The 24,185-nt window shown below is 57.6% G+C and carries 26 protein-coding genes and 1 tRNA gene; 9 read left to right on the top strand and 18 right to left on the bottom strand.

Going from position 1 to position 24,185, the window contains the following annotated elements; genetic code table 11:
* Positions 1–221 precede the first annotated feature (221 nt).
* From ACQ4OB_RS19915 to ACQ4OB_RS19905, 3 genes are all read left to right on the top strand, one after another.
* A complete protein-coding gene (locus tag ACQ4OB_RS19915) occupies positions 222–1,106 on the top strand; it encodes an alpha/beta fold hydrolase (protein ID WP_074874254.1) in 885 nt (294 codons plus the stop codon).
* 179 nt (positions 1,107–1,285) lie between these two features.
* Positions 1,286–1,359: transfer RNA gene (locus tag ACQ4OB_RS19910), tRNA-Gly, on the top strand.
* A 292-nt stretch (positions 1,360–1,651) separates the two neighbouring features.
* Positions 1,652–2,212 carry an NAD/FAD-utilizing enzyme apparently involved in cell division gene (locus ACQ4OB_RS19905; RefSeq protein ID WP_074874253.1) on the top strand — a complete coding sequence of 187 codons (561 nt, stop codon included), beginning with the start codon at positions 1,652–1,654 and terminating at the stop codon, positions 2,210–2,212.
* Positions 2,213–2,244: 32 nt separating this feature from the next.
* On the opposite strand, the gene ACQ4OB_RS19900 is transcribed toward ACQ4OB_RS19905, so the two are convergent.
* Genes ACQ4OB_RS19900 through ACQ4OB_RS19880 form a run of 5 tightly spaced genes read right to left on the bottom strand, consistent with a single transcriptional unit; the run spans position 2,245 to position 7,274 of the window.
* On the bottom strand, positions 2,245–2,562 hold the full coding sequence (locus ACQ4OB_RS19900) for a cytochrome C oxidase subunit IV family protein (RefSeq protein ID WP_074874252.1): 318 nt from the start codon (positions 2,560–2,562) through the stop codon (positions 2,245–2,247).
* 13 nt (positions 2,563–2,575) lie between these two features.
* Positions 2,576–3,289: a heme-copper oxidase subunit III family protein gene (locus ACQ4OB_RS19895; protein WP_074874251.1), complete on the bottom strand. Its 714-nt coding sequence runs from the start codon at positions 3,287–3,289 to the stop codon at positions 2,576–2,578.
* A gap of 6 nt (positions 3,290–3,295) precedes the next feature.
* A complete protein-coding gene (locus ACQ4OB_RS19890) occupies positions 3,296–3,988 on the bottom strand; it encodes a cytochrome c oxidase subunit 3 (protein WP_430956306.1) in 693 nt (230 codons plus the stop codon).
* Positions 3,985–5,760: a cytochrome c oxidase subunit I gene (ctaD, locus tag ACQ4OB_RS19885; RefSeq protein WP_074874249.1), complete on the bottom strand. Its 1,776-nt coding sequence runs from the start codon at positions 5,758–5,760 to the stop codon at positions 3,985–3,987. The genes ACQ4OB_RS19890 and ctaD overlap by 4 nt, the downstream gene beginning before the upstream one ends.
* A gap of 47 nt (positions 5,761–5,807) precedes the next feature.
* Positions 5,808–7,274, bottom strand: a complete 1,467-nt coding sequence (locus ACQ4OB_RS19880; RefSeq protein ID WP_074874248.1) for a cytochrome c oxidase subunit II — start codon at positions 7,272–7,274, stop codon at positions 5,808–5,810.
* A 441-nt stretch (positions 7,275–7,715) separates the two neighbouring features.
* On the opposite strand from ACQ4OB_RS19880, the gene ACQ4OB_RS19875 reads away from it, so the two are divergent.
* Complete coding sequence (locus ACQ4OB_RS19875; RefSeq protein WP_074874247.1) at positions 7,716–8,054, top strand: hypothetical protein; 339 nt, start codon at positions 7,716–7,718, stop codon at positions 8,052–8,054.
* Positions 8,055–8,125: 71 nt separating this feature from the next.
* Here ACQ4OB_RS19875 and tam read toward each other — a convergent pair whose 3' ends face one another.
* Positions 8,126–8,896 (bottom strand): trans-aconitate 2-methyltransferase, encoded by a 771-nt coding sequence (gene tam / locus ACQ4OB_RS19870; protein WP_102615514.1) that lies wholly within the window; start codon positions 8,894–8,896, stop codon positions 8,126–8,128.
* A gap of 381 nt (positions 8,897–9,277) precedes the next feature.
* Between tam and ACQ4OB_RS19865 the strand changes: the two genes are divergently transcribed.
* The 3 genes from ACQ4OB_RS19865 (at position 9,278) to ACQ4OB_RS19855 (ending at position 11,184) form a co-directional block, all read left to right on the top strand.
* Entirely contained in the window at positions 9,278–9,781 is a 504-nt protein-coding gene (locus tag ACQ4OB_RS19865) for an inclusion body family protein (protein ID WP_046046162.1), read from the top strand.
* Between the two features lie 124 nt (positions 9,782–9,905).
* The gene (locus tag ACQ4OB_RS19860) at positions 9,906–10,445 is read left to right on the top strand and encodes an AidA/PixA family protein (protein WP_430956305.1); all 540 of its coding nucleotides are present in this window, start codon (positions 9,906–9,908) and stop codon (positions 10,443–10,445) included.
* A gap of 328 nt (positions 10,446–10,773) precedes the next feature.
* Positions 10,774–11,184 (top strand): low affinity iron permease family protein, encoded by a 411-nt coding sequence (locus ACQ4OB_RS19855; protein ID WP_074874243.1) that lies wholly within the window; start codon positions 10,774–10,776, stop codon positions 11,182–11,184.
* Between the two features lie 45 nt (positions 11,185–11,229).
* Here ACQ4OB_RS19855 and ACQ4OB_RS19850 read toward each other — a convergent pair whose 3' ends face one another.
* From ACQ4OB_RS19850 to ACQ4OB_RS19825, 6 genes are all read right to left on the bottom strand, one after another.
* Positions 11,230–11,733, bottom strand: coding sequence for a DUF4142 domain-containing protein (locus ACQ4OB_RS19850; protein ID WP_074874242.1), 504 nt, complete (start codon positions 11,731–11,733; stop codon positions 11,230–11,232).
* Positions 11,734–11,806: 73 nt separating this feature from the next.
* Positions 11,807–11,965, bottom strand: a complete 159-nt coding sequence (locus ACQ4OB_RS19845; RefSeq protein WP_074874241.1) for a KGG domain-containing protein — start codon at positions 11,963–11,965, stop codon at positions 11,807–11,809.
* A 117-nt stretch (positions 11,966–12,082) separates the two neighbouring features.
* Positions 12,083–13,432 carry a sensor domain-containing protein gene (locus ACQ4OB_RS19840; RefSeq protein WP_102615512.1) on the bottom strand — a complete coding sequence of 450 codons (1,350 nt, stop codon included), beginning with the start codon at positions 13,430–13,432 and terminating at the stop codon, positions 12,083–12,085.
* Positions 13,433–13,517: 85 nt separating this feature from the next.
* Positions 13,518–14,156 carry a LysE family translocator gene (locus tag ACQ4OB_RS19835; protein ID WP_074874239.1) on the bottom strand — a complete coding sequence of 213 codons (639 nt, stop codon included), beginning with the start codon at positions 14,154–14,156 and terminating at the stop codon, positions 13,518–13,520.
* A gap of 62 nt (positions 14,157–14,218) precedes the next feature.
* Entirely contained in the window at positions 14,219–14,635 is a 417-nt protein-coding gene (gene fos / locus ACQ4OB_RS19830) for a fosfomycin resistance glutathione transferase (protein WP_074874238.1), read from the bottom strand.
* Positions 14,636–14,644: 9 nt separating this feature from the next.
* A complete protein-coding gene (locus ACQ4OB_RS19825; RefSeq protein ID WP_430956304.1) occupies positions 14,645–15,583 on the bottom strand; it encodes a LysR substrate-binding domain-containing protein in 939 nt (312 codons plus the stop codon).
* A gap of 77 nt (positions 15,584–15,660) precedes the next feature.
* Between ACQ4OB_RS19825 and ACQ4OB_RS19820 the strand changes: the two genes are divergently transcribed.
* Positions 15,661–16,149 (top strand): DMT family transporter, encoded by a 489-nt coding sequence (locus ACQ4OB_RS19820; RefSeq protein ID WP_430956303.1) that lies wholly within the window; start codon positions 15,661–15,663, stop codon positions 16,147–16,149.
* Between the two features lie 180 nt (positions 16,150–16,329).
* On the opposite strand, the gene ACQ4OB_RS19815 is transcribed toward ACQ4OB_RS19820, so the two are convergent.
* The 5 genes from ACQ4OB_RS19815 to yiaY form a co-directional block, all read right to left on the bottom strand.
* On the bottom strand, positions 16,330–17,661 hold the full coding sequence (locus tag ACQ4OB_RS19815; protein ID WP_430956302.1) for an MFS transporter: 1,332 nt from the start codon (positions 17,659–17,661) through the stop codon (positions 16,330–16,332).
* A gap of 186 nt (positions 17,662–17,847) precedes the next feature.
* Positions 17,848–18,774 (bottom strand): hydroxymethylglutaryl-CoA lyase, encoded by a 927-nt coding sequence (locus tag ACQ4OB_RS19810; RefSeq protein WP_430956301.1) that lies wholly within the window; start codon positions 18,772–18,774, stop codon positions 17,848–17,850.
* Entirely contained in the window at positions 18,771–19,964 is a 1,194-nt protein-coding gene (locus ACQ4OB_RS19805; RefSeq protein WP_102615507.1) for a CaiB/BaiF CoA transferase family protein, read from the bottom strand. Before ACQ4OB_RS19805 ends, ACQ4OB_RS19810 begins: the two co-directional genes overlap by 4 nt.
* A gap of 238 nt (positions 19,965–20,202) precedes the next feature.
* On the bottom strand, positions 20,203–21,111 hold the full coding sequence (locus tag ACQ4OB_RS19800; protein WP_074874232.1) for a LysR family transcriptional regulator: 909 nt from the start codon (positions 21,109–21,111) through the stop codon (positions 20,203–20,205).
* A 195-nt stretch (positions 21,112–21,306) separates the two neighbouring features.
* A complete protein-coding gene (yiaY, locus tag ACQ4OB_RS19795; RefSeq protein ID WP_430956300.1) occupies positions 21,307–22,455 on the bottom strand; it encodes an L-threonine dehydrogenase in 1,149 nt (382 codons plus the stop codon).
* 156 nt (positions 22,456–22,611) lie between these two features.
* On the opposite strand from yiaY, the gene ACQ4OB_RS19790 reads away from it, so the two are divergent.
* A complete protein-coding gene (locus ACQ4OB_RS19790; protein WP_430956299.1) occupies positions 22,612–23,631 on the top strand; it encodes a DUF4917 family protein in 1,020 nt (339 codons plus the stop codon).
* 122 nt (positions 23,632–23,753) lie between these two features.
* Here the strand turns inward: ACQ4OB_RS19790 and ACQ4OB_RS19785 are convergent, their stop codons facing one another.
* Positions 23,754–24,098 carry a YegP family protein gene (locus ACQ4OB_RS19785; RefSeq protein ID WP_074874228.1) on the bottom strand — a complete coding sequence of 115 codons (345 nt, stop codon included), beginning with the start codon at positions 24,096–24,098 and terminating at the stop codon, positions 23,754–23,756.
* Positions 24,099–24,185: the final 87 nt, after the last annotated feature.

The following is a 24,185-nucleotide window of genomic DNA, read 5'->3' as shown; positions in this document are numbered from 1 at the left end:
ATGTGACCGACGAGTCACAACATACTTCTAAGAAACTTTTTGCCGGTAGAGAACCCTCAGGTTCCGCTTTCCCCCGGCAGACTGCCCGCCAATAACAATACCCGTCGACCGGACTGCAATGGATCGACATGGGCCTCTCAAATTCCAGGCGTATGCCTACCTGTCACAAAGCTCGTGCAATCTGATTTGCACGCATACCCGCTTGCCAGGAGTCTTATGACATGAGGCCAGAAATCGCTGTGCTGGATATACAGGGTCAGTATCGGGTTTACACGGAGTTCTATCGCGCAGACGCCGCAGAGAAGACCATTATTTTGGTCAACGGCTCGATGGCCACGACTGCGTCGTTTGCACAAACCGTGAAAAACCTTCACCCGCAGTTCAATGTGGTCTGCTACGACCAGCCCTACGCGGGCAAGTCGAAAGCCCACAACCTGCACGAAAAATTGCTGACCAAGGAAATCGAAGGGCAGATCCTCCTGGAGCTGATCGACCACTTCGCCGCCGAACACGTGCTGTCGTTTTCCTGGGGTGGCGCCGCGACCCTGGTCGCCCTGGCCCAGCAGCCACGGCGCATCGAAAAAGCCGTGATCAGCTCGTTCTCTCCGGAGATCAACGCGCACATGCTCGACTACCTCGAGCGCGGCATCGATTACCTCGGCAGCCGGGACGGTGATCGGGTGGGCAACCTGGTGAACAGCACCATCGGCAAACACCTGCCGACCCTGTTCAAGCGCTTCAATTATCGGCACGTCAGTTCCCTGGCCGAGCATGAGTACGGGCAGATGCACTTCCACATCAGCGATCTGCTGCACAGTGATCGCCAGTGCTTCTTCAAGGCCGCGGAGAAAGTCAACGTACCGGTGCTGTTCATGAACGGCGAATGGGACGAGTACACCGCTGCCGACGGTGCCCAACTGTTCGCCAATCATGTGCAACACGCGACTTTCACCACCCTGCAGGCCACCGGCCACTTTCTCGACATGGAACACAAAGCAGCTTGCCGAGACAGCCGCAACGCATTGCTGGGCTTCCTGAAACCTTCACAACACGAAAGTCGACCGCGTTATCACTACGTCCAGGACCAACATGCATTGGCCATCTGAAACAGTGTCATCGCGAGCAAGCTTCGCCCTACGGTGTTGAATGCATTCCTGTAGCAGCGAGGCTTGCCCGCGATAGACCGTCATGCGGTCTCTGCTTTCGTTTCTTTTGCGCTAAAGCCGTCCCACGCAAAGAAAAACTTCATTTCCACGGCCACATCTGGTACAAAGTCAGCCGCTCAGCGGGTGTCGTATAATGGCATTACTCCAGCTTCCCAAGCTGATAACGAGGGTTCGATTCCCTTCACCCGCTCCAACCGAATTTTGTCTCACGTCAGAATGTTTTTGACTGGAGACGCAAGAACACAAAAACCGGTCCGTTGTGACCGGTTTTTTTGTGCCCTGGATTTGGGTTGCCGGGGAACCTGCCGGGAGCATCAGAGCGCATGCTTCCCGTCCCCATGCCCCAATGATAGGCAGTGCTATACTTTTTTATGATTTGAATGAAGCGTACAGCGTTGCCCAAGGGGGTTGATACCGACTGCAAATCTCGATTGGCGCTGCAAGACTAAGGAGGTCTACGGCAAGCACGAGATGGGAGGTGTGGCATGAATCGACACTATTACATCAGCAACAATCTCGACGATCTTGAAGCCGTTGAAAATGAGCTGGAAGCCAGCGGCATCAATTCCGAACAAATTCATGTGCTCAGTCAACACGTTGCCGAAGTTGAACAACATCACCTTCACGAAATCAACTCGTTAATGGAACAGGATGTTGTCCACTCTGGCGAAATTGGTGCAGTGATCGGTGTGCCCCTCGCAGCGTTGGTTCTTGGCGTCGCCTATTGGCAGGGCTGGACCGAATCCGCCGCCGGCTGGACGCCTTTTGTCTTTCTTGCCGTTGTTGTATTTGGCTTCTGCATCTGGGAAGGCGGTTTTTTTGGCATCCAGGTGCCAAACACTCACTTCCGCAGTTTTAAACAGGTGGTAGAAGAGGGAAAACATATTTTCTTCGTCGATGTCGAGCCGGATCAGGAGTCGGTATTGGACCGGGTAATCGAACATCACCCAGCGCTGGAGATTGCCGGCACGGGAACGGCAGCCCCCCACTGGACAGTGGCCTGGCAGCACAAATGGCATCAGTTCAAGCGAGTCATATCGGGTTAGCCACAGGAGACTGACAGCCATCCAGAAGCTGCTTACTGGCCGAAGGAAATGACCCGACTGAAGAAAACATAGTCTGCCTCGGTGGCCATCAGTCCAACCAGCACCAATAAACACAAAGGTGGCAACAGTATGGCGTAGACCATGGCCAATCGTTCCCAGGCCATGTGCATGAAGATGGAGACAATTAAACCTGCCTTCAACAACATGAAAGTGATAATCAGGGACCACCGAAGGTAACCATGGAACTGGAAATAGTCGACAAGGTACGACAGCGTGCTGAGGACGAATAACAGCCCCCAGATTTTAAGGTACAAGCTGATTGGATGTTGCTGACCTTGAGCATGTGCCATCACCCGTGCTCCTCTACCATAAATAGAAGAAAGCAAAAATAAACACCCACACCAAATCCACGAAATGCCAGTAAAGCCCGGCTATCTCGACGTTCTGATAGTTTCCAGAGCGCTCATAATCTCCCCGCCATACTTTCATCGCCACAATGCTGAGGTAAAGGGCGCCGATTGACACATGCAGTCCGTGAAAACCGGTAATCATGAAAAAACTGGCGCCAAACTGCGCCGCTCCCATAGGGTTCCCCCAGGGACGCACGCCTTCTGCGATGAGCTTGCTCCATTCGAAGGCCTGCATGCCGACAAAGGTCACACCCAGGGCAGCGGTCGCCAGCATCAGGGCAGTGGTTTTCGCGCGATCACGGCGGTAAGCGAAATTGACGGCCATGGCCATGGTGCCGCTGCTACTGATCAGCACAAAAGTCATGATGGCGATCAGAATAAGTGGGATCGACTGACCGCCGATCGTTAGTGCGAACACTTCGCTGGGGTTCGGCCAGGCGGCGGTGATGGTCATGCGTACCGACATGTAGCCGGTTAAAAAACAGGTGAATATAAAAGTATCGCTGAGCAGGAATATCCACATCATCGCCTTGCCCCAAGGCACCTGCTTGAAAGCCTCCTTATCCGAGGACCAGTCGTTGGCGATGCCCTGCCACCCGGCTACAGGCGGCAAGCCGGATGGATTGGATGAACTGGAGTCGCCTGGGGCAAGTGGATGCGATGCCATGGCTGTTCACCTCAGGCCGCAGAATCTGGCGATCGCTTCGTAGGTTTGCGGCGTGCTGGCCAGCAAAGCGAAGAGCACGAACCAAAGGCACAGTAAGTAATGCCAATAGATGGCACACAGCTCTACGCTGGCGCTGAGTTGCGGCAACGGCACGCGCTGCAGGAATTTAGCAACGATTATGCCCCACGCTATCAACCCGCCCAGCAGGTGGAGCGCATGCAGGCCGGTCAACAGGTAGAAGAAGCTGTTGGCCGGATTGCTGGCGAGAAAGTAACCCCAGGCGACAAACTGCTGCCAGACCCAGAGTTGACCCACCAGAAAAGCAATGGCGAATACGCCCGCCAACGCAAAACCAATTACAGTTGCACCCAGTTGCGCCCGTCGGGCGGCCATACGCGACCACTGCAGTGCGACGCAACTGAATACCAGAAAAGCCGAGTTCAGCCATAGCTGCGAAAGATTGGCTAACGGGGCCATGGGCTCTGTCAGGGGTAGCCAATCATTCATTTGTGAACGGGCAATAAAGGCGAGCAAGAAGAGGAAGAATAACGAACTCACCACGACCAGGAATAAGCGCAGGCCTGTTCTTGCGATTTGGTTTCGATCGGCACCTTCACCCGCCTGAATACCCTCCGGATTTCGATTCCAGCTGCCGCCGGGGTCAGCGCCATCGGCGTTTCTCAATAGCAACCTGCTCATGTTTTAACGTCCGCTATCCTGGTTCCGGCACTCTGTTGCCGCATCTGCTCCAACTCCTCGGCGGAGACTGTTTGCGGAACGAAATCCTGCTCTATTCCCGGCACGCTGTAGTCATAGGCCCAACGATGCACAACCGGCAGCTTCGCGCCCCAATTACCGTGTATCGGCGGGGTATTCGGCGTTTGCCATTCCAGACTGGCCGCGCCCCAGGGATTACTGCCTGCGGGCTTGCCCTTGAATGCACTCCAGGCCAGGTTGAACAGAAACAACAACTGGGAAACGCCGACGGTCAATGCGATTACTGTTATGACGGCGTTCAACTCTTGTGCCGACTGCGGAATGAACGCGTAGTTGTCATAAGCGTAGTAACGGCGTGGCATGCCCTGGAAACCCAAGTAATGCATGGGGAAGAAGATGGCGTAGGTCCCCAGGAAAGTAATCCAGAAATGCAACTTGCCCAGGGTGTCATTCAACATGCGCCCGGTGACTTTAGGGAACCAATGATAGATGCCGCCGAACACCACCAATACCGGCGCAACCCCCATCACCATATGAAAATGCGCTACAACGAAATAGGTGTCCGAGAGCGGAATATCCACGATCACATTGCCGAGAAACAAGCCGGTCAAACCGCCGACCAGGAAGGTGACGATAAAGGCCAGGGCAAACAGCATCGGCACGGTCAGATGGATGTCGCCGCGCCACAGGGTCAGCACCCAGTTGTAGACTTTCAGTGCGGTCGGCACCGCGATGATCAAGGTGGTGACGGCGAAGAAAAAGCCAAAGTACGGGTTCATTCCGCTGACATACATATGGTGCGCCCAGACCACAAAGCTGAGTACGCCAATCGCAATAATGGCCCACACCATCATTCGGTAACCGAAAATGTTTTTACGCGCATGCGTGCTGATCAAGTCGGAGACCAGACCAAACGCAGGGAGCGCAACGATGTAAACCTCCGGGTGGCCGAAGAACCAAAACAGGTGCTGGAACAATATTGGGCTGCCACCCTGGTGATCGATCTGCTGCCCCAGCGAGATCATCGCCGGCATAAAGAAGCTGGTGCCCAACAGCTTGTCAAACAGCATCATGACCGCACTGACGAACAACGCAGGGAAGGCCAGCAAGGCCATGATCGAGGCCATGAAGATGCCCCATACGGAGAGCGGCATGCGAAACAATGTCATGCCGTGCGTGCGCGCCTGCAACACCGTGGTGACGTAGTTCAACCCGCCCATGGTGGCTGCGACAATAAAAATCGCCAGTGAGACGAGCATCAGGACGATGCCCCACTCGACCCCCGGTGTCCCCTGAGAAATGGACTGTGGCGGATAGAGGGTCCAGCCCGAACCGGTGGGGCCGCCAGGGACAAAAAAACTGGCGAGCAACACCACTACCGCTAGCAGGTAGAACCAGTAACTCAGCATGTTGACATAGGGGAAGACCATGTCGCGGGCGCCCACCATCAGCGGGATCAGATAGTTACCGAAACCACCCAGAAACAAGGCCGTCAGCAAGTAAATAACCATGATCATGCCGTGCATGGTCATCGCCTGATAGTAAGCACTGGCGTCCATGAACTCCAAAGCGCCGGGGAAACCAATCTGTATGCGCATCAAGCCGGACAACACCACGGCGATAACGCCCACGAACAAAGCCGTCAAGGAATATTGAATGGCGATGACCTTGTGGTCCTGACTCCAGATGTATTTGGTCAGGAAGCTTTTGGGTTCGTGTAGTGCTTCTGTTTCGGCTTGCTCCGCATAGGCCATCACGTCATCTCCTGTCGAAGTTTCGGTGCATTCCTGGCTGCTTACGGCTACTTCCCTGGCTCCGCCTTGCTCGCATCAGCGTCGGCTTTCGCTTTGGATTTGATAAAAGCGATCAGTGCGTTCAACTCCTGATCACTCGGGGTAAAGGCCGGCATGACGGCTGCGTAGCCCTTGACGATTTTGGCACCGGGATTAACAACCGAATCTTCTATGTAGCCCTCATCGGCCTTTACCGTCGAACCGTCGGCAAGGGTTACGGTCTCGCCATACAGGCCTTGCCAACTGGGGCCGACGCCCTTGCTGCCATCAATACTGTGACAGGCCAGACAGCCGAGCGACTCGGCCAGCCGCTGCCCCTGCGTCGCCAGGTCGTCACCTCTGTCGAGTTTTTCGCTGGCAGAAGGCTCTTGCTGCGCGACACCCAGTGATTTGATCAGGGCGACGACAGCACCCAGTTCATCTTCAGTGAGAGTATAGGCCACCATGACTGGCGGGTAGCCCTGCACCAGTCGGGCCTTCGGATCGAGGATCGACTCTTTCAGGTAGGCCTCATCGACCAGCGCACTGGAGCCATCGACAAACTGTTCAGTGCGGCCGTACAACCCCTTCCATCCCGGGCCGAGACTGGTACTGCCATCCTGGCTATGGCAGGCACCGCAGCCGTATCTTTCGACCAACTGGCGACCTTTTTCCAGCACGCTGTCCTGACTGGGTTTGGCAGCTGCCGTCAATGTCTGCGCAAAAGTCGGTTGGCTGTTCAGCCATTGATCGAAGGTGGCCTGGTCTTCCACGATCATATGGCCACGCATGTTGTAATGACCGACGCCACAATACTCGGCACACAGGACTTCATACTTCCCGATTACAGTTGGCGTAAACCAAAAGTACGACACCATCCCCGGCACCATGTCCATCTTGCTGCGAATCTGCGGTATATAAAAATTGTGCAGTACATCCTTGGAACGCAATAAGACCTTCACCGGCTGATCGAGCGGAAGGTGAACTACATTACTTCTGACAAGTACATCATCCTGTCCGACAGGATCCTTGGGATCAAGACCTAGAGGATTGACCGAATCAACAAACTTTATATCCGACTTACCCAGTTTCCCGTCCAGGCCCGGAAAACGATAAGCCCATTGCCACTGCTGGGAGACCACTTCAAGTTCTAAAGCATTTTTCGGCACCCGAATGAAATCGTCATAAACAACCAGCCCTGGCGCCAACATCGCGGCAATACCTATTGAGGTCACGATAATTAACCATGTCTCCAACTTTTTGTTTTCTGGCTGGTAGGCCGCCCTGACACCTTCCTTGTGACGGAAACGTATCACCGCCAATGCCATGAACAGGGTAACGGCGATGAAAAATATTCCGCTGATGACCAGGGTGATGAACAGTGTGGTGTCGATCGATCCCCAGTTGGACGCTGGAGGAGCAGCATGCCAAGGCGCTAATAGATGGAACAGCACGGACGCAATAACGATTAGTACAAGAATAATTGCCATTGCCATTTTGACTTCATCCTATTCCTGTTACTCATCGGTATGCCTAAGCATCACCACAGAACAACACCGTCAAATCGATACTAATCTGACGCCAAAACAGGCTAGACAAAGACCACCTGTCTTTGTGGCAAAGTCCGCAGGAAGTATAGTTCATGGTCGAAACAGGCGCTTTTCGTTAAAAGCCTTGAGGGCTTGGATATTCCAACTTCAGCGCCAACTTGATCACTTAAAATCGATTCGCTATATAACTGTAACTATTAAGTAACACATCTTGCCTGGGCGCCACGTCGAGTAAGCGAAACGCGGTCGCCAGCTATAATTAGCTTTGATTACGCAAGGCAAAGACCGGTGAAAAGCGCCCACCAAGTCCTTGCCTATGCATAGCGGTCAGACAAGTGACGGCCCGGAGCGATAGAGTCCGGCCCCGTCCATAACGGAGGTTTCGTCATGAGTGCCTTGACGATCGAAGGCTGGTGCAAAGTCAACGGAGCACAAAAGTCGACCCCGATGGGTGAAATCCATTTTTACGTCGACGGCCCCCTCCATCGAGGTCTGGAGGAAGCTGAAGAACGCCTGCAACAGACCCATGAGCGTGAAGCCATGGTCGATGTCGACATGAGCTCACTGGAGTTGAAATTGCCAGAGGGATATGGCCCTTTGTCCGACTGCCAAATGCGCGTCTATATCCACAACGAGCGCGGTCAGTTCCATTTGGTCGGGCATCGAGCGAGTGATGGAAGCTTGATTTATAGCAACGCGGTTTTGATTGATCAGTTGCTTGACTAGCTACAGCGAGAGGCTCGGCCATGAGTACGAGAAAGGGACAGAGCGGGACCTGTCCCTTTTTCATCAACGCATCAGCGCGTCGCAACAATAAACAACCGCGGGAACGGCAGCAGCACTGAACCATCGGCCAATGGGGGATAGGCCCGCTCGATTGCTGCTAGATACTGCTTGAGATACTGCGCCCGCTCCGCCTCATCCAACGGATCAAGAAACGGCCGTAATCCGCTGCCCTTGAACCACTCGACCACACCCGGCGCACCGCCAGCCAGTGGATGATAGTAAGTCGTGCGCCACACATCGACACGGGAACAGTGGGCTCGCAGCATCGAGTAATAACCACTGGCATCTGCCATCTCCGCCCGCTGCCCGGCGGCGCCCGCCAACTTGCCCACCCATGGTCCATCGGCTGCAACATCGCGCATCAAGCGATGCGAAGGTTCGTTGAGATTGTCCGGCATCTGGATCGCCAGGCTGCCACCAGGCGCCAGCTTGCTCACCAGTGCAGGCAGCAACTTCGCGTGATCAGGTAGCCACTGCAACACCGCGTTGGCGAAAATCACATCGAACGGGCCGTTTTCGTTCCAGGTATCAATATCAGCCGTATCGAACTGCACCTGCGGCAAGCGCTGGCGGGCGGCGTCGATCATATCGGTCGAACTGTCCAGGCCACGCACCGTGGCATTGGCGAAGCGCTCAATCAGCAACTCGGTCGAGTTGCCGGGGCCGCAGCCGATGTCGATTGCCAAGCGCACGTCCATAGCAGGGATCGCGGCCAGCAAGTCACGCGCGGGGCGTGTGCGTTCATCTTCAAAAGCGACGTATTGTTTGGCGGACCAACTCATTGCGTTCTCCTGTCGGTGCGTTGTTGTAGCAAGAGGCGGAAAACCGGTTCGCTACGATACCTCCACCGATGCGGGATGGAACGTACGAAGAGAACTTGAATGAACATTTTTTATCGCTAAATCTTTTGAAGTGATAATCAAATCAACCGTTCGTCGAACTAGAAGCGAAGCAATTTTGACAGCCTAAAATTCACATCTATAGTCCAATCGCGGCCCGTCGGAAGGAACCCGAACCCGTTAGTTTGCACGCAAGGAGCAAGGCCAGCTCATGCCCGTGACAGGTGGGTTCCGCCCGTAGTGTGTTTGCAACGGCCGTAAGGCAAGCAAGCGTTGTTGTGCCTGGAAGATGCCAGGCATTCACTATGAACAAGGAGCTTTACTATGTCTCGAGTCACGGATGTACTTGTTTCAATCGACACTGAAACCATTCTGAAAAACTACCCGAACATCAGCAAAAACCCTGCCTCGCCGACGTTGATCGACGTCAATCATGTGTACATGGTGACCAATCAGAACAACGTCGTCAGCGGCCAGGCCGGTGGCGAACTCAACTTGAAAGCCCAGGTTGGCGACTTGATTCGCTGGCGTGAAACCAGCCTGTCGCAGAGCTTCGAGACGGCAGTGATTTTCTACAAGTTCATTGGCAACGTCGGCAACGAGTTGATCTCAACACCCACGCCCCGCAAGGCTACAGCGTGCGTTGCCGTCCCCAACACCAGCAACCCGTCGGTGCCTAGCTGCCAGAAAGTCGACAACCATTACTGGTCTTCGGAAACACTTTCATGCGGTAGCGTGACCTACCACTTCCATTTCCTGATCGTTGATCGTGACTGCAAGATCGTAGGCTGCTGCTCGTGGGACCCGTTCATTACTATCCGAAACTGACGATGACCAGGCCCCTTGGCGACGAGGGGCCTACCGAGTTCGTTGCCGCCTGGGCCGGGACGGGATGTCCTGCTTGAGCCGACGCGGCTGTCGTTATGCAGCAACATCATGAAAGGAATCCATGATGACCTCTGAACCGATTACCTCACCCTCGACGAATATTGCGCCAGCCAATAATGTGCTGCTGATCGTCGATGCCGAATCACTGCTTTCACGCTATCCGCAACCTAGTCCTGATCCGCAAAATCCGACCAGGATCGAGGAAGGTTTCATCTTTCCCATCAGCGGCACAAAACCCACACAAAGTACAACTAATGACAGCTTAATGACGCTTACCGCCAATAACGGAAAGAACTTCCAAATCCGTGGCAGGACCGTCAGCTTGCTCGCCGAACACAGTGTGGTGTTCTACGGAATGTCTGTCGGTGATGCCGGGGTACTTTCACCGCCCGAACTGGTCGTCCACGCCAACCTGACAGTCCCTGCACCCGATCCCGAAAACCCGACCCAACCGGGCAGCCACACGGCCGATGATCATTATTGGCACTGCACGCAATTGGCGGCTGGGGTGGCGACGTGCGAACTGCAATTCATGCTGATCGATAAAAGCTGCGAGGCATTGGGGTACTTCAGTTGGTCGGTGGACGTGAAGTTGGTGGAGTGAATGGACTCCTGAAAAACCGGCCTCAAGGGCTAATGCCGATCAGTTAAGCCAAAACGCGATCCGTAGCAGCTGGCGAAGCCTGCGTTCGGCTGCGCAGCGGTCGTAAAACCTGAGTTTGCGGTCTTCCTTTAACACCGCATCGTCTGATTTCACGACTGCTTCGCAGCCGAACGCAGGCTTCGCCAGCTGCTACAGATTGTGTCGTTTCTTAACTGATCAGCATTGACCTCAAGGGCCGGTTTTTTTATTGAACATGCAAATGTAATTAGAATTTCCAACTCGCCGTCGCTGTCTGAAAATCAGGCGCATCCCTATAAGGAGCACGGCTATGAAATTCGCAAACGTCGCTCAGAAACTTTCCCTGTGGGCCGGCAGCCCCAAGACGTTCATGGGGGCGATCATTCTGATTTTTCTGTGGGGTTTGAGTGGGCCGATTTTTCACTTTAACGACACCTGGCAACTGATCATCAATACGTCGACCACCATCATCACCTTCCTGATGGTGTTCCTGATCCAGAACACCCAGAACCGCGATACGGACATTTTGCACTTGAAGGTCGATGAGTTGCTGCGGGTGACGAAGGAGGCGCAGAACGCAATGCTCGGGCTTGAGGCGCTGGACCTCAAACAGTTGGAAGCGCTGCGAAAGAAGTATCGGCAACTTGGCGAGGGCGAAACGATTTCCCTGGACGGCACTGTCGTCCAGGAAAAAGGCAAGCAGGATCTGGATGAAGGCTGATCGGGCTCATCGCGGGTGACTCGAGGTCACCCGCATTTTTGTGGGTTAGCGACTGGCTTGCAGCGCCTTGGCCATTTCCAGGTGGTTCTGCAGCTTGGGCAACGTTTCTTCGGCGAAGGCTTTGATTTCAGGCACATCGATGGTCTGCGCTGCCTGTTGAAGCTGTTCGATGGCTTCCTGGGTGGTTTTCACCTGACTGGCCGCGTAGGCCTGGTCGAAGCTCGCGCCGTCCTGCACTTGCGGCATCAAGGCTTTGGCTTTATCGACGACTTCGTCGCGCGGAGCTACCGGCAAATCCAGTTGCTTGGCAATTTTCGCCAAGTGCTGGTTGGCGGTGGTGCGGTCATTGATGACGACGATGGTGTAGTCCTTGACCACTTGGGATTCGGTTTTCTGATGCGCCAGGCGGCTGGCTTCGATATCGGCCATGCCTTTGGCCGACGCATCGTTAATGAATTCGGCGGGGGACTGGGCAAAGGCACTGCTCGCGCACAGGCCCAGCAATGTGGCAAAACTGGCATTGCGTAATCGGGTGGCCATCCGGCTCATGGTCGCGCCCTCCTCGTTAAAAATTCAAACGGGAGCTTACGCTCCCGCCTCTCAATCAAAACTACCTTCACCGCTACTTCGATTTCTGACCACCTTTGCGGCCCATATCGGGTTTCGAAGAGTCTTTATCGACGGTCGTGGTGGTAGTTTTCCCACCTTTGCGACCGGCTTCAGACGCCTTCGTTCGATCGTTGCCGAAGTTTCCCGAGTTCGAGTTTCTTGAGTTAGGCATGATTCTCTACCTCTTGGTAATGATCGCGGCGAGCAGAAGCCCGCATAGAATCAGAATTTCGATCACCACAAAGGTTTAGAAAAATTGAAATCGCCGCGACGAACGGTGGCAGATTTTTCAGACGCCGAGGCGCTGTTGATGTTGGCGCTTGGCGACGTACATGGCCTCATCGGCATGTCGGAACAACTGCTTTTCTTCAGTGCCGTCGTCGGGGTATCGCGCAACGCCGATGCTCGTCTGGATGATCAGGCTGTGGCCGTCCAGACGCAGGGGTTGAGCCAAAACCTGTCGGATTTTTCCCGCCACGCTGTGGGCATCTTCGGAGGCGTGGATGCTGTGCAACAACACCACAAACTCATCACCGCCGATGCGTGCCACCGTGTCGGTTTCTCGAACGCAGCCTTTGAGCCGGTTGGCGACCGCTTGCAGCAGCATGTCGCCGACCGCATGGCCGTAGGTGTCGTTGACTTGCTTGAAGCGGTCGAGGTCGACGTATAGCAGTGCCATTCGGCCAGAGTCCGCCCGCGCCAGCGCCAGTGAATCTTTAAGCCGGTCCCGGAGTAACTCTCGGTTGGGCAACTGAGTCAGTTGGTCGTACTGGGCCATGTGCTGGAGTCTGGCATGCAATTGCTTGCGCTCAATCGCAGTGGCGACCTGGGCGCAAACGTATTGCAGCAGCTCCTTGTCCTGTTCGGTGTAGCGCTCACCACCGGGCACGCTTTTAACGATCAGCGCACCAATGGTGCCGTTTTGTGAACTCAACGGCACACCCAGCCAGCAAGGTGAATGCGGACCCGCGACCAGCGCCTCGAACCCTTGCGGCAAATGGTCCTGATCCGGGGTCAGCAGAATCGGCTGGCCGCTGCGAATCACCTCCGCACAGAGACGTCCGGTGATCGTTCCGGGCTGCTCGGGTTGCCGCTCCAGGTCGTCGACGTGATAAGGGAAATTCAGCTGGGCGCAGTGTTCGTCATACAGCGCCACGGAGAAGTTCAGCGCCGGCAGCCATTCGCCGATGATCGAATGGATGCGCTTGAACAACGCCAGTAAGTCTTCCGCCGCGTGGGCCGCTTCGGAGATCGCATACAACGCCGCTTGCCGGGATTCGGCCTGTTTACGCTCAGTGATGTCACGTGCCACGGCGATGCGCAGTTGGTCGACTTCCGACCAGCGCGCCGACCAGAGGATGTGCGCCACTTGGCCATCTTTGCGCAGGTAGCGGTTTTCGAAATTGAGCTTGGGCTCGCCGCCCATGATCTCCCGCGCGGCATCGAGGGTGCGCTGACGATCGGCGGGATGCACCAGATCAATCATCGGCTGGCCGATCAGCTCTTCGGGGGTATAGCCGAAAATGCGCTCGCAGGCCGCGCTGACAAATACGAAGCGACCTTGTTTGTCGACCGCACAGACGGCGTCCAGCAAGAGATCGATGTAACTCGCCAACGGCGCGGAATTTCTGGTTGCCATAGTGCGGTGAGCGTGTCCGGCCAATGCAGCAATAAATAACCTTCCCTGCCCCATCAGTACAACTGACGCTTCCTTGCAATCAGCCTCACGCCTTGTTCGTCACCAACCCCGGCAATGCATGCGCCAGGGCATTGATGGCGAATCCGATAAACATCACCCCACACAACCGGGTGATCAGCAGCTCATGGCGCTGGTACAACATGCGTACCTGCCGCGCACCGACAATGCCAATGAGGATAGCGTAGGCCATGAGACCACCAACGAAGCTCAGGACAATCAGCCACGGCAGCATCGACCAGTGCAGCAGTTCGGCACGGCTGGACAGCAGCGCGGTAAAAGTCGCTACCGCCACCGGGTAAGCCTTCGGATTGGTCAGGCCAAACAGAATGCCGTGCCAGAATGGCTGCCGCGCCGGGCCTTGAGGTGCTTCGTCACTGCTGCGACGAGCGCGAACCGCACGCAGACCAAGCCAAAACAGGTACAGCCCGCTGAGTACGCCCAGCACATCGAATGCGCTACTGCCGATTTCCCGCGCACCGACAATCGCGATCAGCGCAGTGCTGCACCAGACCACATCCCCCAGCAAATGCCCGCAGAGAAACCCCGCCCCGGCCCTTCGACCGCGCGCCGCACCAATGCCAAACACTGCCAATACACCCGGCCCCGGCGTGATGCCGTAGATAAAGCCTGAGGCGAGAACAGCCATTAGCAGCGATGGGGTCATTGGAAGTCCTGTTGAGCCGGGGTGAATGCACGCAAGTCTATCTCAGGTTCCCGGGATCCGACTTACAGATCGTCGAAGAACTTCATTCCCGCATAGGGACGTTGCCGACAGGCTGCCAGCCGTGACGCCAGATCGCCAACATGGGCTTCGAGCTTGTGCCCGTCAGGGTCGAGGAAGTAGAAGGATGCGCCTTCGCTCCGGTTATCACGCCATTCCCGGACGTCGGCGGATCGCAGGCGTTCGACGAAGAGCGGGAAGTCTGTTGCGTTAATGCCGAAGGCGAAATGGGTGTAATCGGCGGCGGGTTCAGAGTTGCGCAGTGGATCGAGGGAAAGACACAACCAAAGACCCGGCAGCGAGAGATAGGCGCCAGTGTCCCAGGTGGCTTCAAGCTGAAGTTGCAGCAGATCGCGATAGAACGCCACGCTGCGGTTCAAATTGGTGACGGCGAGGGTCAGGTGGTTGAGGCCGCTGAGCAATTTTTCACCTCAATCGTTAATTGATGAGCCGGTTTGATCGCCACGTACTATCCCTTCCCCAATCTGCCCATTCAACCAGTTCAACGCCTGATCCCCGCCCCGCCGCTTGTGCCAAACCAACACAAACGTAAACGGCGGAATATGAAACGGTGGCGGAACGACGATCAGCGACTGCTCATCGATATTGAGCAACCCTCGGGATGCGACGGTGAGGATCAGGTCGGTGCCGCTGATGAATTCCGGGGCGACGCTCCAGTGCGGCAGGCTGATCGCCACGCGACGGCGTTCACGCAGGGCTGTAAGGGCTCGTTCGATTTCCGGGGTGCCACTGCCGCGCATTTCCAGCAGGACGTGGGGGCGGGCGAGGTAGGTTGGCAGGTCGAGCACGCCATTGGCGGGCAGGCTGTTGCGGTCGACCAGACAGGCATAGTGCTCTTCGAACAGCGGGGTGCTGCGCAACTCGTTCGGCAACTCTGGAAACACGCCTGCAGCTACGTCGATGTCGCCGTTGAGCACACCCTCGAGCATGCCTTCGCGGCTGGCATGGCTGATTTGCAGGTCGATGCCCGGCGCTTCACGGCGCAAGGTCCGTACTAACCCCGGCAGGACGATTGCAGCACCGTAGTCGGACATCGCCAGTCGAAACGTGCGCTTGGCGGTGGCCGGATCGAAGGTATTCGGTGCCAGCAGCGATTGCACTTGAGCCAGGGCTTCGGCCAACGGCGCCATCAACTCCAGGGCTCGCGGGGTTGGCACGAGACTGGCGCCCGCCCGCACCAGCAAAGGATCGCCAAGCAGATCACGCAACCGCGCCAAGGCATGGCTGACGGCCGGCTGACTCAGGTGCAGGCGTTCAGCGGCACGGGTCACGTGTTGCTCGCTGAGCAAGGCGTCGAGGATCACCAGTAAATTGAGGTCGAGGCGGCGAAGATCATTCATCTGATGCATGTTCTGGATAGCTATTTGGAATTTAAATCTGCGCGACGAATACTCTAGAGTCCAGCAAAACCTGTTGGAGATTCATCATGAGTACGTTGCATTGGGCCGGGCTGTTGCTGCTGGCCGTGATAGCCGGGGCGGTGGTGCCTTTTCAAAGCGCAATCAACGCCAACCTCGGGCGTGGCTTGGGCCATCCGTTGTGGGCGACCCTCGCGTCGTTGTTGATCAGTATTGTGGTGTTGTTGCCGGTTATGTTGGCGCTGCGTTTGCCGTTGCCGTCACTGGCGTTCATCAGCAAGGCGCCGCTGTGGATGTGGACCGGCGGTGCGTTTGGGGTGTGCTTTATTTCGTTGGCGCTGGTGCTGCTGCCCAAGCTCGGGGCGTCGGGGTTTATGGCGTTGGCGCTGGCGGGACAGGTGGTTGCGTCGCTGGTGCTGGATCACTTCGGGTGGTTTGGGTTGGTGGAGCGGGAGATGACGTTGCCGCGGGTGTTTGGGGCGGTGTTGTTAATGGCTGGAGTGGTGTTGATTCAGTTCGGTGGCACATTGGAAAAAGCGATAACAGCAACGTCTTGATCGTTCCCGCGCTCTGCGTGGGAATGTAGCCCGTGACGCTCCGCGTCGCTGGACACGGAGCGTCCCTTGAAGCATTCCCACGCAGAGCGTGGGAACGATCATCTTCTTGCGATCGCAGCCTTCGCCAGCTCCAGCAGTGATGCGTGGTCGGAGCAGGAACCGGCGTAGCCTGCGAAACTTTTAAAACTTGTCGAGCGTGCGCAGCTTTTGCGGCAACCCCCACAGCAGTAGCGCGACGGCGATCAGCGCACAGACGCCGATGACATACAGCGCCGGCGTGGTGCTGCCGGTCAGGTCTTTGATCCGCCCCACCATCACCGGGCTGACGATGCCGCCGAACTGGCCGAGGGTGTTGATCACTGCGATCCCGCCAGCAGCCCCTGCCCCCGCACCGGCCAGCAGCTTGGGCGGCAGGGTCCAGAAGCTTGGGATGGACGCGATGATCCCGGCACCGAGCAAGCCCAGCGCGACAATCAGGAAGGTCGTGTGATTAGCGAAGATCCCCGCACAGAAGAACCCCACCGCGCCCACCGCCACCAGACCTGCGACAAATTTGCGTCGCTCGCCAGTCGAGTCGGACAACCGCCCGATCACCACCATGGTGATCGCGCCGCAGATGTAAGGGATGGCAGTCAGCAAACCGATCATCACCGGGCTTTCGGTGCCAGCGCTGCGTATCAGTTGCGGGGCCCAGAAGTTCAAGCCGTAGGACGCCACCTGAATCAGGAAGTAGATCAGCCCGAGGGTCAGGAAACCCGGGATCCGCAGTGCGGCGAGCAACGAGCCGCCACTCTTGTGCGGTTCATGGTGCGCAATGCGGCTGGCCAGCAGCGTTTTCTCTGACGGCGTCAGCCAATGGGCGTCTTCGATGCGGTCCTTGAGCAACGTCAGTACCAGCAAACCGAGGCCGATGCAAGGCACGCCGCCCAGCAGAAACAGCCAGTGCCAGCCGCGCATATCGAGGACCCCGTCGAGGTGTTGAAGCACCAGCCCGGAGAACGGAGCCCCGACCAGACCGGCAAACGCCGACGCCAGAAACAACATCGAGGTGATGCGCCCGCGATAGTGCTGCGGGAACCACAGCGTCAGGTAATACAGGACTCCCGGCGCAAAACCGGCCTCCATCGCACCAATCAAAAAGCGCAGCACGTAGAACTGCCATTCGCTGTTGACGAAGACCATGGCCGCAGTGGCGAGCCCCCAGGACATCATGATCCGGGCGATCCAGCGTCGGGCGCCGACCTTGTACAGCATCATGTTGCTCGGCACTTCGAAGATCACGTAACCGACCACGAACAACCCGGCGCCGAGGCCGTAAGCGGTGTCGCTCAGGCTCAGATCGGCCTGCAATTGGAACTTGGCGAAGCTGATGTTGATGCGGTCGAAAAACGCGAACAGGTAGCAGACCATGATCAACGGCATCAGGCGCCAGGCGACTTTGCTGACCAGGGCTTTTTCTTTGTCGTGGTTAACGGACGGGCTCGCGCCCGCCTCCAGTACATTAAGGCTCATGAGATTCTCCAGGTGGACTGCCCGTGGGTGTCCGATTGTTTTTGTTGTCTGGTTGAGAGGCTGTATGTGAGTGTTTTTACTGTGGGAGCGAGCCTGCTCGCGATAGCGGTGGTTCAGTCGACATCTATGTTTGATGTGAATCAGTCATCGCGAGCAGGCTCACTCCTACAGGGGGATTCGGTGTGGTCAGGACGGGCTTGGATGCAGATCGCAATTGCGTCCGGCCTTGGCCAGTTGACCGGGGACTTCGTGGCCCAGCAGCGCGGGCAGTCCTCGCGACAATTGCAGCAGCAGCGGCAGATCGATGCCGGTGTGAATGCCGATTTCAGCGCACAGGTTGACCAAATCCTCGGTGCAAATATTGCCCGAGGCACCCGGCGCGAACGGGCAACCGCCGAGGCCGCCCAGCGCCGCGTCAAAGCGTCGGGCACCGGCCTCATAAGCGGCCAGTACGTTGCACAAACCGAGGCCGCGGGTGTTGTGGAAATGCAGGGTCAGATCAGCGGGCGAAACTCGTTGCAAGACCCGCCGCACCAGCCGATCGACCTGCCGCGGATTGGCCATGCCAGTGGTGTCGGCCAGGGTAATGCCCTGGATCCCGAGTTCCTGATACGCCTCGACGATTTGCAGCACGCGATCTTCATCGATCTTGCCTTCAAACGGACAGCCGAAGGTGGTGGCGATGCTGGCGTTGAGTCGCACCGTCGTTCCGCGAACGTATTGCACAACCTCGCCGAACGCGGCCAATGAGGTTTCGCAACGCATGCGCATGTTGGCCAGGTTGTGGGTCTGGCTGGCGGACATCACCAGGTTCAACTCGTCAGCCCCAGTCGCCAGTGCTCGTTGTGCACCTTTCAGGTTGGGGATCAACGCGACGTAAATCACCCCGGGTTGCCGGGCGATGCCCTTGAATACCAGCTCACCATCGCGCAGCGCCGGAATCGCCTTGGGCGAAACGAACGAACCTGCTTCGATGCGGCTGAAACCAGCCAGCGACAGCTGATCGATCAAGGCAATCTTGTCGACGGTTTCGACCCAGGTCGGCTCGATCTGCAAGCCGTCGCGGGGGGAGACTTCCTGAACAATCAGGGTCTCGGAAAAATCAGTGATCATTGCACCACCCCTTGAGCCTTCAGCCGCTCGATGTCCGAATTCGCAAGGCCCAGCCCCGAGAGGATGGCATCGGTATGCTGGCCCAACGCAGGCCCGGACCAGTTCACGCCACCGGGCGTCTCGGACATTTTCGGCACAATGCCGGGCATCTTCACCGTGGCACCGCCGGGCAGGTCGGCGTTGAGCAGCATGTCCCGCGCCTGATAGTGCGGATCGGCGACGATATCGGCGACTGAATAGATGCGCCCGGCCGGGACTTCGGCGGCTTCCAGTGCCGACAACACATCGTCGATCGGCAGGCTGCTGGTCCAGTGGGTGATCGCCGCGTCGAGCACGTTGCTCTTGGCGGCACGCCCGTCGTTATGGGCGAATTCCGGCGCATCGGCCAGGTCACGGCGACCGATGACGTCCATCAAGCGCTTGTAGATCGGGTCGCTGTTGCCGGCGATCACCACGTAGGCGCCATCGGCGGTCAGGTAAGTGTTGGAGGGCGCGATGCCCGGCAAGGCCCCGCCGCTGCGCTCCCGAACATGGCCGAGCATGTCGTATTCCGGCACCAGGCTTTCCATGACGTTGAACACACTTTCAGCCAGCGACACATCGACGACTTGCCCACCGCCCTGCCCGGTCTTGACCCGCAGCAGCGACATCAGGGCGCCGATCACCGCATGCAGTGAAGCCAGGGAATCGCCGAGGCTGACACCGACCCGGGCCGGCGGTGAACCGGGGGTGCCGGTGGTGTAGCGAATTCCGCCCATGGCCTCGCCGATTGCACCGAACCCTGGGCGATCGCGGTAAGGGCCGGTCTGGCCATAACCGGATATGCGCACCAGCGTCAGGTTGGGATTGAGGGCATGCAACACGTCCCAGCCCAGACCGAGTTTCTCCAGGGCGCCGGGGCGCAGGTTTTCGATCAGCACGTCGGCGCTGGTCGCCAGTTGCTTGACCAGTTCAATGCCTTCGGGGGATTTCAGATTCAACGCCAGGGACTTCTTGTTGCGCGATTGCAGGTACCACCACAGCGACGTGCCTTCGTGCAGCTTGCGCCATTTGCGCAGCGGGTCGCCCTGACCCATGGCTTCGATCTTGATCACGTCGGCGCCGAACTCGGCGAGCATGCGCGCGGCGAACGGCGCGGCGATCAGCGTGCCGATCTCGATCACTTTGATTGCACTCAAGGGGGCAGTCATCGCGGGGTACCTCATGTTGTTCTTGGAATTGAGCCAAGGCTAGAGGACCACGGGCGAAGGAATCCAACCTTCAGTTGGCAACGAGCGTTCGCGAAACGCGAACGGTCTGAAAGACTACTGCGACCTCAAGTCAGCCATCGCGAGCAGGCTCGCTCCCACAGTTGATCTGCGGCGCACATAAATCCCCTGTGGGAGCGAGCCTGCTCGCGATAGGGCCGGTCTATCCAATCAAGAATAATCAGACCTCGCCGCGCAAATGCTCGAACAACATCCGGCTCACCGGCGACAGCGCCGCTTCATCGCGTACCACCAGAACCAACGCGCGATCCGACCAGTCATCCGTCAACGGCACCGCGTGCAAGCCCAACGCCCGACCAAACAGCTCATAGGCTTTTTGCGGCAGGATGCCGATGCCCATGTTGGCCTGGACCATCCGGCACATGGCGTCGAAACCCGGTACATGAATCCGTAACCGCAGCACTTTGCCCGCCTCGCGCGCGGCTGCGTGGGTACGCATATTGATTGAACTGGCGGAATGCAGACCGACGTAATCGCTGCCCAGCGTATCGACGAAGGCCAGGCTGGAACGACTCGCCAACGGATGATCGGGCAGCATCAACACCATCAATTTGTCCTGTCGATAAAGCACGCTGTGCAGACCTTTGACGTCGCTGTCACTGGAGCAGATCCCAAGGTCCGCCACGCCATCCAGCACACCCTGAATCACCCCGCTGCTGGGACGTTCTTCGAGGTCGGTCTTGACCTGAGGATGACGCTCGGAAAAGTCCCGCAGGTCTTCGGGCAGGAATTGAATGATCGCCGACAGGTTGGCGAGCATCCGCACATAGCCGCGGATACCGTGGCTGTGTTCGCCCAGTTCGAGCCCCATTTTCTCGACGTTGAACAGCATCTGCCGAGCGTGGTGCAACAAGGTTTCACCGGCCGGCGTCAGGGTCATGCCCTTGGCCTGGCGCACGAACAGGCTGATGCCCAGCGCTTCTTCCAACTCCATCAGCCGCTTGCTGGCCGCCGACACGGCGATGGCTTCACGCGCGGCGGCGCGGGTCAGCGTGCCCTCCTCGTGAACGGCGACAAACAGCTGGAGAGTGATCAGGTCGAGGCGGCGGATCAGGCTTTTTTGCAGCATGGAGGGCTCGATGACTTCTGTTCGACAGAGTCGGCAGGATAGCCCGGTTTTTACGCGATTCGGCAAAGCAATCAGCCCACAGGCGGTTCTGGCCGCCCTATTGCGTCGCGGTGTTTGGCCAGTCTTTGAGTTATTGGATCAGCCTGTTTCTGGCCTGGCGTTGGGCGCGATGCTCGCGCCCGGCCGCAAGACTTCCTAAAACGCGCTGCGGAAAATCTCCTCGATCTGGCGCTGATCCGCCACGCGTGGATTGGTCAGCCCACACGCATCTTTCAAGGCATTGCTGGCGAGCATCGGGATGTCGTTGAGCTTGGCGCCGAGCTCACGCAAGCCGGCAGGGATTTCCACGTCTTTGGACAGACTGCGAATCGCCGCGATGGCCGCCTGGGCGCCCGCTTCCGGGGTGAGGCCGTGAACATCGGCACCCATCGCAAGGGCGACATCGGTGAGGCGATCGGCGCATACCAGCGCGTTAAAGCTTTGTACGTGAGGCAACAAGACCGCGTTGCACACCCCATGCGGCAAGTCGTAGAACCCGCCCAACTGGTGGGCCATGGCGTGGACAAAACCCAGGGATGCGTTATTGAACGCCATGCCGGCAAGGAACTGCGCGTAAGCCATGTTTTCCCGCGCGGCCATGTCGCTGCCGTCGCGGACGGCCAGGCGCAGGTTGTTGCTGATCAAGGTGATCGCCTTCAGCGCGCAGGCATCGGTGATCGGATTGGCCGCCGTGGAAACGTAGGCTTCGATGGCGTGGGTCAGTGCGTCCATGCCAGTGGCGGCCGTCAGGCCCTTGGGCATGGCGACCATCAGCGCCGGGTCATTGACCGACAGCAGCGGCGTAACGTTGCGATCGACAATCGCCATTTTCACGTGACGGGATTCGTCGGTGATGATGCAGAAACGGGTCATCTCGCTGGCGGTGCCGGCGGTGGTGTTGATGGCGATCAGCGGCAGTTGCGGCTGGGTGGATTGATCGACGCCTTCGTAATCGCCAATCTGCCCGCCGTTGGTCGCGCACAACGCGATGCCTTTGGCGCAGTCATGGGGTGAACCGCCGCCCAAGGACACCACGAAATCACAGCGGGTTTCCTTCAGCAGACCCAGGCCGATCTCGACGTTGGCGGTGCTCGGGTTAGGCTTGGCGCCGTCGAAAATCACCGAATCGATGTCCTGCTTCGCCAGCTTCTCGGCAATCATCTTCGCTACGCCCGCCTTGGCCAGCCCGGCGTCTGTGACGATCAACGCCTTGCGAAAACCGTACTTGCGAATGGCGTCCATGGCTTCGTCGAGGCAACCGATGCCCATGATGTTCACGGCGGGGATGAAAAACGTGCTGCTCATGAGCGAGTCTCCTGGCTGAGGCCGAATCGTTAGCGCCGATCCAGCGGGGCCCCACAGGATCGACCTATCGGTTACGCAGTAACTTGATCTGGCTCAAGTCTTGGTCGTGATAAAGTCGCCGCCCATCAGCCCCTTTGTTTTGAGACTTTGACCGCAATGACCGATTTCCAGGATGTTGATGCCCAACTTGAAGACTGGAACGCCTTGCGCGCCACCGCCTCGTTCAGCGGCCTGCTGGTGGGCAACGGCGCCAGTCGCGCCGTGTGGGACGATTTCGGCTACGACTCGCTGTTCGAAAACGCCCGTACCGTCGAAGAAAAACCCCTGAACCAGTCCGAGCTGAGCGTGTTCGACGCCATGCAGACGCGCAGCTTCGAGCAGGTGCTCAGCGCGTTGAAAACCACCAGCCGGGTCAACAAGGCCCTGGCCGTGAGTTCCGCCGCGCCGCGCAATCGTTACTACGCGATCAAGGAAGCGCTGATCAACACCGTGCACGCAGTGCATATCCCGTGGCGGCTGGTGGTGCCTTCGTCGCTGGCGACGATCAATCAGGAACTGGGCCGCTACCGGACCGTGTTCACCACCAATTACGATCTGCTCAATTACTGGGCGAGCCAGCACCAGCCTGATGCGATCAGCGACCTGTTTCAGGGGGCAGAATCAAGCTTTGACCTGAGCGCCACGGCGACCGATAAAACCCGCCTGCTTTACCTGCATGGCGGCTTGCATCTGGTGCGGAATCAGGACGGCACGGCGCGCAAACTGATGTCGACCGAGGGCACGTTGCTCGGAAGTTTCGCGATCAACAACACGATCAAGACCCTCGACGATGTGCCGCTGTTCGTCAATGAAGGGCCGGCGCAGGACAAGCTCAAAACCATTCGCAGCTCGGACTATCTGTCGTTCTGCTACGACCAGTTACTTGGCCATGGCGACGGGTTATGCCTGTTTGGCCATGCCCTGGGTGAGCAGGACAGCCACATCATTCACGCCTTGCGCCAGGCGAAACCGCAACGGGTGGCGATCTCGATTTACCCGCGCAGCAAGGCCTTCATTCAGCACCAGAAGCGGCACTACGCGAAGGTGTTTGAAGGCACCGGGAGTGAGTTGCGGTTTTTTGATTCGAAGACCCATGCGTTGGGCAGCCCGAAGCTGACAGTTCCAGTCGAGGTCTGAAGACCATAAAGATCCTTCCCACGCTCTGCGTGGGAATCCAGCCCGTGACGCTCCGCGTCACTGGACGCGGAGCGTCCCCAGAGGCGTTCCCACGCGGAGCGTGGGAACGATCGGCGGTGTGTTTAGAGCACCGGCAGGGTCTTGTCCTTGATCACCGTGGTCGGCCCGTTGGCTTTGACGCTGGCGATGCCTTTCTCCAGCGCAGCAGCGGAGGTGTAAGCCTCGCTGCTACCGATGATCTCGTGGTTAGCAGCCTTGAGGTTGAAGTAAGGATGGCCATCCTTGGTGGTTTTCTTTTCGTAGCGTTCATCCTTCGGGCTGTTGCTCTGAACCGACACGATGCCTTTTTCAGCGGCAGCGCGGGTGGTGTACAGCTCGCTGGTGAGAATGGTTTCCGCGTTGGCGGCTTTCAGTACGAATTTGAACTGACCATTACTGCTTTTGCTCACTTCATACCATCCAGACATGCTCTTTCTCCTTGGCAATTGAGAGGTTTCGCGCTTCAGAGTAAAGACCAGGCGGGGATTTTTGTCGCCTGTACCGGCCTCATCGCG

The sequence above is a fragment of the Pseudomonas sp. ES4 genome, assembly GCF_050586665.1.
Lineage (GTDB): Bacteria > Pseudomonadota > Gammaproteobacteria > Pseudomonadales > Pseudomonadaceae > Aquipseudomonas > Aquipseudomonas frederiksbergensis.
Note: the sequence above shows the minus strand (reverse complement) of the source record. Positions and strands in the feature narration are given on the sequence as shown.